Annotated in this window: 6 protein-coding genes; 3 read left to right on the top strand and 3 right to left on the bottom strand. The window is 63.9% G+C overall.

What is annotated here, in order from left to right; all coding sequences use genetic code 11:
* Nucleotides 1–105 precede the first annotated feature (105 nt).
* Together ybaL and ggt are read right to left on the bottom strand one after the other, a co-directional pair.
* Nucleotides 106–1,737 (bottom strand): YbaL family putative K(+) efflux transporter, encoded by a 1,632-nt coding sequence (gene ybaL / locus BN1124_RS05280; protein ID WP_042639831.1) that lies wholly within the window; start codon nucleotides 1,735–1,737, stop codon nucleotides 106–108.
* Nucleotides 1,738–2,130: 393 nt separating this feature from the next.
* Nucleotides 2,131–3,912, bottom strand: a complete 1,782-nt coding sequence (gene ggt, locus BN1124_RS05285; protein ID WP_042639834.1) for a gamma-glutamyltransferase — start codon at nucleotides 3,910–3,912, stop codon at nucleotides 2,131–2,133.
* Nucleotides 3,913–4,046: 134 nt separating this feature from the next.
* Between ggt and BN1124_RS05290 the strand changes: the two genes are divergently transcribed.
* Nucleotides 4,047–4,643 (top strand): GDSL-type esterase/lipase family protein, encoded by a 597-nt coding sequence (locus tag BN1124_RS05290; RefSeq protein WP_042639836.1) that lies wholly within the window; start codon nucleotides 4,047–4,049, stop codon nucleotides 4,641–4,643.
* Between the two features lie 109 nt (nucleotides 4,644–4,752).
* Here BN1124_RS05290 and rdgC read toward each other — a convergent pair whose 3' ends face one another.
* Nucleotides 4,753–5,664: a recombination-associated protein RdgC gene (gene rdgC, locus BN1124_RS05295; RefSeq protein ID WP_033130457.1), complete on the bottom strand. Its 912-nt coding sequence runs from the start codon at nucleotides 5,662–5,664 to the stop codon at nucleotides 4,753–4,755.
* Nucleotides 5,665–5,844: 180 nt separating this feature from the next.
* Here rdgC and BN1124_RS05300 point away from each other — a divergent pair, with 180 nt between their 5' ends.
* Entirely contained in the window at nucleotides 5,845–6,279 is a 435-nt protein-coding gene (locus BN1124_RS05300) for a GNAT family N-acetyltransferase (protein WP_042639838.1), read from the top strand.
* Between the two features lie 111 nt (nucleotides 6,280–6,390).
* Nucleotides 6,391–7,009, top strand: a 619-nt coding sequence (locus tag BN1124_RS05305; protein ID WP_042640855.1) for a metallophosphoesterase family protein, incomplete at its 3' end; no start/stop codon positions are given.

Below are 7,009 nucleotides of genomic sequence, written 5' to 3' on the forward strand. Positions count from 1 at the left end.
CCCTCTCTTTTTGTTTGAGTGATGGTCCTTACGGGGGGAAGTGCGGCTGCGCACCCTTTTTCAGGGGGGCGCAGACCGCTGGCGCTTTCAATAAGGGCCTGAGTCTCAGGCTGGCTGGACTGCCAGCTGGCACAGACGACGCGCCGCCTCCTCCTCGCTTTTGACCACCTGATGCACCCCGCGGATCAAGAGATGATGCACCTCTTCGGCCTGATGGGCACAGGCGGCGATCCGCAGCAGGGCGCCCTGTTCACGCGCAGCCGCCGCGACCTCACCGGCCAGCAGGCTGTCTTCCAGGGTGATCAGCAACCAGCTGGCATTGGGGAGCGCCGCCGCGAGCAGATCCTGCTGGACGGGATGGCCGGCCAGGCAGGTGATGCCCTGGGCGCGCCAAGGGTCGAGCAACCGCTCATCGCTGTCTATCACCACCATCTCAGTCCCTTGCTCATGCAGTTGCCGGATCAGGTGAGTGCCGATGCCGTCGGCACCCACTACCACCACATGGCCTTGCAAGGGGCAGAGCGGGGGGCTCTCCTCCACCTGCGGCTCGGGGTTGCGCCGCAGCCAGCGTTCGGCCTGGTTGAACACCAGAGGGTTGAGCATGATGGAGAAACAGGCGCCGACCAGCACCAGATCGCGCGCCACCTCGGGCACCAGATCCAGCATGACTCCCAATCCCATCAGGATGAAGGAGAATTCCCCCACCTGGGCCAGGCTGGCGGAGATGGTCAGGGCGGTACGCTGGCTGTGACCAAACAGCCGCACTATGGCGAAGGCCGCCACCGACTTACCGATGACGATGACGAAGATGGTGGCCAGCACCGCCAGCGGTTCGCGCAGCAGTATGGTGGGATCAAACAGCATGCCCACCGAGACGAAGAAGAGCACGGCGAAGGCATCCTGCAGGGGCAGGGTATCGTTGGCGGCCTTGTGGCTCAGGTGCGAGCTGTTCATCACCACCCCGGCGAAGAAGGCGCCGAGGGCGAAGGAGACCCCGAACAGCTTGACGGCGCCAAAGGCAATGCCGAGCGAACAGGAGAGCACGGCCAGGGTAAACAGCTCCCGGGAGCCGGTGGCGGCGGTACGGGCCAGCAGCCAGGGAATGAGGCGAGGACCGCCGATGGCCATCAGCGCGATGAAGGCGGCAACCTTGGCCAGGGTGAGGCCCAGATCCCAGAGCACATGGGCGAGGGTCAGGCTCTCATCCCCTTGCTGCAGGTTGGCGAGTATGGGGAGCAGCACCAGCGCCAGCACCATCACCAGATCTTCGACGATGAGCCAGCCGATGGCGATGCGGCCCTCGTTGGTATCGACCTGGCCACGGTTCTCCAGCGCCCGCAGCAGCACCACAGTGCTGGCGGTGGAGAGCGCCAATCCGAATACCACCCCGGCAGTGATGCTCCAGTCGAGCAGCTGGGAGAGGCCGAGGCCGAGCAGGGTTGCCAGGGTGATCTGCACTATGGCGCCCGGGATGGCGATGTGTTTGACGGAGAGCAGATCCTTCAGGGAGAAGTGCAGGCCCACCCCGAACATCAGCAGGATGACGCCTATCTCCGCCAGCTCGGGGGCCAGCTGCAGATCGGCCACATAGCCGGGAGTAAAGGGACCGCACACGACCCCGGCCGCCAGATAACCCACCATGGGGGAGATCCGCAGGCGCTGGGCCAGCATGCCGAAGAGATAGGCCAGCACGAGGCCGCCAACCAGGGTTGTGATAAGGGGGAGTGAGTGGTCCATGTCGTCACCTCGCTAATGGCAGTCAGGGGCTACCAGGTCACCGCGGGGGTGAAGAGGGCAGCTGTCAATGAGCAGGGGGCGAAAGAGACAGATGTTGGCCGGGGCAAGCACAATATCTTGGGGACAACAGTTGCCGTTTCTATTGAAAAATAATGTATTTTTTTACTCCAAGCAACATTTATCCACGTTTAAGTCAGTATTTGAGATTAAACGCGTATAAATCATAGAATTAGGGAGAAGGAATGGCGCTTTGTCACATTTTTTGGCAGTCGCAATCAATCTGTGATGAGTTTTATGGGGCTTTGGCGGAGGAGTATCGAGGGTGGAAAGGACGGAGGCGACACCAGGCCACCTCCGTTGCAATCGGGCACTCAAGACTAGCGTCAGAGACCGTCACTCGCCTCTGGCCACCCCCTCGCGTCTGGGATCGGCCGCACCAAACCAGCCGCTGGCGTTACGCTGCACCCCCTGCAATCCCGAGGTCTGTTCATTGAGCAGCACCTCGTGCCCTCTGGCCTTGAGCCCCTGGATCACGACCTGGGGCGTGCGGCCCTGCTCCAGCTCGGTGGGGCCGTTGCGGCTGCCAAAATTCGGCAGGGCGATGGCCTGTTGCAGGTTCAGCCCCCAATCCTGGGTTCCCAGCAGGGTCTTGCCCACGTAGTTGATGATGGCGGAGCCACCCGGGGAGCCGAGGCTCATCTCGAGGGCGCCTGTCCGCTTGTCAAACACCAGCAGGGGGGACATGGAGGAGCGGGGGCGCTTGCCCGGCTCGAGGCGGTTTGCCACCGGCAGGCCGGCGGCGTCCATCGAGGTGAAGGAGAAATCGGTGAGCTGGTTGTTGAGCAGGTAGCCGTTGACCATCAGCCGTGAGCCGAAGGCATCTTCGATGGAGCTGGTCATGGAGACCGCCATGCCATGCTGGTCGACGATGGAGACATGGCTGGTGGAGGGGTGCTCAGGAGTATTGTCCCGTCCCCTGGCGAGCGATTGTGGCGGCGTACCCGGTTTGGCCAGCCCCATAGATTTAGGGCCTATCAGTTTGCCGCGCTCGGCGAGGTAGTCTCTGTCGAGCAGCCCGGCCACCGGCACGCTGACGAAATCGCCGTCGGCGACGTACTGGTTGCGATCGGCGAAGGCGAGCCGCGCCGCCTCGCTATACAGATGGATGGCATCGCTTGAGGCAGCCAACCGGCCATCCGGCCCCTGTACCGGCTTGAGCACCGCCATGTCGTGGCTCTCCAGCATGCCGAAGATCTGGCCGAGGGCCAGGGTGCCGGATGAGGGGGTAGGGAAGCCGCAGATCTCGCTCTGGCGGTAATCAAAGCAGAGGCCGTCTCGCAGCTTGGCGCTGTAGCTGGCGAGATCGGCCGCCGCCAGCACCCCGGGGTTGGTGGGATGCCGGTGCACTTTGGCCACCATGGCCTCGGCCAGCGGCCCTCGATAGAAGGCGTCAGCCCCCTCGTGGGCCAGGGTTTTCAGCACCCCGGCCAGCGCCGGGTTGGTGAGCTTGGTGCCCGCCGCCTTGGGGGCGCCGTCCGGTTGGTAGAAGTAAGCGCGGGCCTCGGGATCCCTGGCGAGATAGGGGTCTTTGGCAATCAGGGTGGCGAGGCGCGGGCTTATCACAAAACCCTGTTCCGCCAGCGTGATGGCAGGCTCGAACAGGCTGGCCCAGGGCAGTTTGCCATAGCGATGATGGGCCATCGCCAGGGCGCGTACCGTGCCCGGGGCGCCGACCGAGCGGCCTCCCACCACGCCGTCGTAGAAGGCCATGGGTTTGCCATCCTTCATGAACAGCTGATCCGTGGCGGCTGCTGGCGCCGTCTCCCGACCATCCACCGCCATCACCTTGCTCCCATCCCACACCAGCAGCAAGGAGCCGCCGCCGATGCCCGATGACTGGGGCTCCACCAGGGTCAGCACCAGCTGGACCGCGATGGCGGCATCGACGGCGCTGCCACCGGCCTTGATGATCTGATAGCCCGCATCCACCGCCAGCGGATTGGCTGCCGTCACCATGAAGTCACGGCCCTGCCAGCCCGGTTTGTCGGTCCAGCCGCTGGCCGCCTCGGGGGCTAGCAGCGTCTGGGGCGGGGGTACGTAGTGGAAGGCATTCTGAGGGGCGCAGCCAGCGAGCAGGCCTAAGGCGGCCAGCAGGCCGAGGGATCGGTGGGACATGACACTCTCCTTGTCTGTTTTTCATTCACCGGTCGGAATGTGGCACAATCGAACCTCGATGAAAAGATTGTCTCTGTACTCATACGGCCACAAAGCCATCGTGGATGAGGGTGGCAACCCACAAGGAGAAGTGGATGAGAGAAACCATGATAGGGCTGCTCTGCCTGCTGCTGGCCGCCTGCGGGGAGCCCGGGCTCAAGCCTCTGGCCGAGGGGGCGACCATACTGGCCTTCGGTGACAGCCTGACCGAGGGGCGCGGCGTTGGCCCGGCCCAGAGCTACCCCAGTGTGCTGGCTGAGTTGAGCGGCCATACCGTCATCAATGGCGGCGTCTCGGGGGAGCTCAGCCTGGGGGGCAGGGCCCGTCTGCCCGGGTTGCTGGCCGAGCACAGGCCCGCACTGGTCATCCTGCTGGAGGGGGGCAACGACATCTTGCGGGGCAGCGGGGAGGGGGCGCTCAAGGACAACTTGGCCGCCATGATAGAGGCGGCGCAGGACAGCGGTGCCCAGGTGCTGCTGGTGGGGGTACCCCGCAAGTCCCTGTTTGCCGACGGGGCCCCCCTCTACGGGGAGCTGGCGGAGCACTATGGGCTGGTGCTGGACAACGACAGCATTGGGGAGCTATTGCGCAGCCCCGGGCTCAAGTCAGACTCGGTGCACTTCAACGAGCAGGGGTATCGCGCCCTGGCCGAGCGGCTCCATGGGCTCTTGAAGGACCGCGGGGCGCTCTGAGTTGCATCGTCTATGACGGATGCCGCCGGTTCGCCTGGCACCAGAATGAAAAAAACCGCCGAACGGCGGTTTTTGTACGATGGCTTCTGTCGCCAGCAGGGCTGAGTCCTTAGATGGACTGCTCCTCGCCCCCCAGGGCGGCGAACAGTGCCGGGATGAACTGGGCCAGCTCGGCGGTCACCAGGGCGAAGTCGGCGTCCAGGCGGGCGGCGGGATCTTCGCTGGTCACGTCGTCGTTCTGCTCGCGCAGCTCTTCACTGAACTTGAGGCGCTTGATGGAGAGATCGTCCCCCAGCACGAAGCTCAGGGTCTCGCCCCAGTTCAGGGCCAGCTTGGTCACCATCTTGTCGTTGGCCAGGTGATTCTTGATCTCCTCGCTCATCAGATCCTGCTGCTTGCAGCGGATGATACCGCCGTGCTCCATGGCACTGCGCAGCTCGGCCTCGTCTTCCAGGGTGAAGCTGGCGGGCAGGTTACCCTCGTTCAGCCACTCGGTCATGGTGATCTCGGGCGGGTTCTTGAGCGCCACCGGTACCACCGGCAGGGAGCCGATGGATTTGCGCAGCAGCGCCAGCAGATCGTCCGCCTTCTTGGCGGAGCCTGCATCCACCACCATCAGGTTGTCGGCCGGGTTGATCCAGGCGAAGGTCTGGCTGGTGCGGCTGAAGGCGCGGGGCAGCAGGGTATGCATGATCTCCTCCTTCAGCGCCTCCTTCTCCTTCTTCTTGAGGGCGCGGCCCTGCTCGAATTCGATCGCTTCGACCTTCTCCGCCAGCATCTCCTTGATCACTGTGCCCGGCAGCATTTTCTCTTCCTTGCGGGCGCAGAGCAGGATGTGGCCGGAGGCGCTGTGGGTCAGGGTGGAGCCGAATTTGCCAAGGGGCTTGACCCAACCGAACCGGGAGATGTCCTGGCTACCACAGGGGGTGAAGGCACAGGCCTCCAACTGGGTTTCCAGCTGCTCCACGGTCAGTTCGAAGGGGCGGGTAAAGCGATAAATCTGCAGGTTTTTAAACCACATGGCGTCCTCGGTCTCATAGATTGTCCGGCGGGCATTGTACTAGAGAGGCGCTTTGTGATCAGCCAATCATTCTCGCTAAATAAAGGGCGATCGAGTTCACAGGGCACCATGTTCGGCACTGGGGCGGCGGCCGAACTCCCCTAGACTGCTTGTGTTCAGCTTGTTAATAAGGATAAAAAAATGTTGAGAGCGAGTCGGCCGCAAGACATGGAAGAAATAGTCGAAATCTGGTTGTTGGCGTCTTTGCAGGCCCATGACTTCGTCGATGCGTCCTGCTGGTGGCAGGCTCAGGAGGAGCTACGAACCCGTTACCTCGATCATGCCCGTATCTGGGTATTCGAGGAGCGGGGCGAGCTGCTCGGTTTCATGGCGCTGGTGGACGACTTCCTGGCCGCGCTCTTCGTGCGTCCCGACCGGCAGGGGCGCGGGGTCGGTCATGCCCTGCTGCAGGAGGCCAAACAGCAGGGGGGCGAGCTGCACACCCGGGTATTCGTGGAAAATGAGCCGGCGGTGCGCTTCTACCGCCGCCACGGCTTCACCGTCGGGGACGAAGTCTCGGATCCCCTGACCGGTCACCCCCAGTATCAGATGCATTTTCTACCGGGCCGAAGCTGACCCGGCCGCCCGCTTTGTTGGCGGGTGGCGCTTGAAAAAAGGGGGCCTTGTCCGCATCCTGTCTGCATTCGGTGCCCTTGGCACCCCCTCTCTATGCCGAGCCGCTTTCTCATGAAGATCCTGCACACAGCCGACTGGCACCTTGGCCATCAACTCCATGGCCATGAGCGCCGCTTCGAACACGATGCCTTCCTCGACTGGCTGGCCGACACCATAGATCAGCGCCAGATAGATGCCCTGCTGGTGGCTGGCGATCTGTTCGATACCGCCAATCCTCCCGCCAGCGCCTGGCAGCAACTCTATCGCTTCCTGGCGAGGCTGCGGGCCGAACACCCGATGCTGGACATGGTGCTCGTCGGCGGCAACCACGACTCCCCCTCCAAGCTGGATGCCCCTCACGAGCTGCTGCGGGCCTTCGATCTGCATCTGGTGGGCAGCATCAGCCGGGACGCCGAGGGACGGCTTGAGACGGAGCGCCTGCTGGTGCCGCTGCACGACAGGGAGGGCAGGGTCGCCGCCTGGTGCGCCGCCGTGCCTTTCCTGCGCAGCAGCGATCTGCGGGTCGAGCAGCTGGCCGAGGGGCAGGACAGGCTGATCGAAGGGGTACGCCAGATCTATGAGACCGTGCTCGGCGCCGGCCGTGCGCGCTGTGAGCCGGGTCAGGCGCTGATCGCCATGGGCCACGCCTATCTGGCGGCGGGCCAGCTCTCCGAGCTCTCGGAGCGGCGGG

Source organism: Aeromonas eucrenophila, from assembly GCF_000819865.1.
GTDB lineage: Bacteria > Pseudomonadota > Gammaproteobacteria > Enterobacterales > Aeromonadaceae > Aeromonas > Aeromonas eucrenophila.

Bases quoted from the DNA above. Each gene is read 5' to 3' on its own strand.
- ybaL (WP_042639831.1), bottom strand. From the start codon at position 1,737: ATGGACCACTCACTCCCCCTTATCACAACCCTGGTTGGCGGCCTCGTG.
- ggt (WP_042639834.1), bottom strand. From the start codon at position 3,912: ATGTCCCACCGATCCCTCGGCCTGCTGGCCGCCTTAGGCCTGCTCGCT.
- BN1124_RS05290 (WP_042639836.1), top strand. From the start codon at position 4,047: ATGAGAGAAACCATGATAGGGCTGCTCTGCCTGCTGCTGGCCGCCTGC.
- rdgC (WP_033130457.1), bottom strand. From the start codon at position 5,664: ATGTGGTTTAAAAACCTGCAGATTTATCGCTTTACCCGCCCCTTCGAA.
- BN1124_RS05300 (WP_042639838.1), top strand. From the start codon at position 5,845: ATGTTGAGAGCGAGTCGGCCGCAAGACATGGAAGAAATAGTCGAAATC.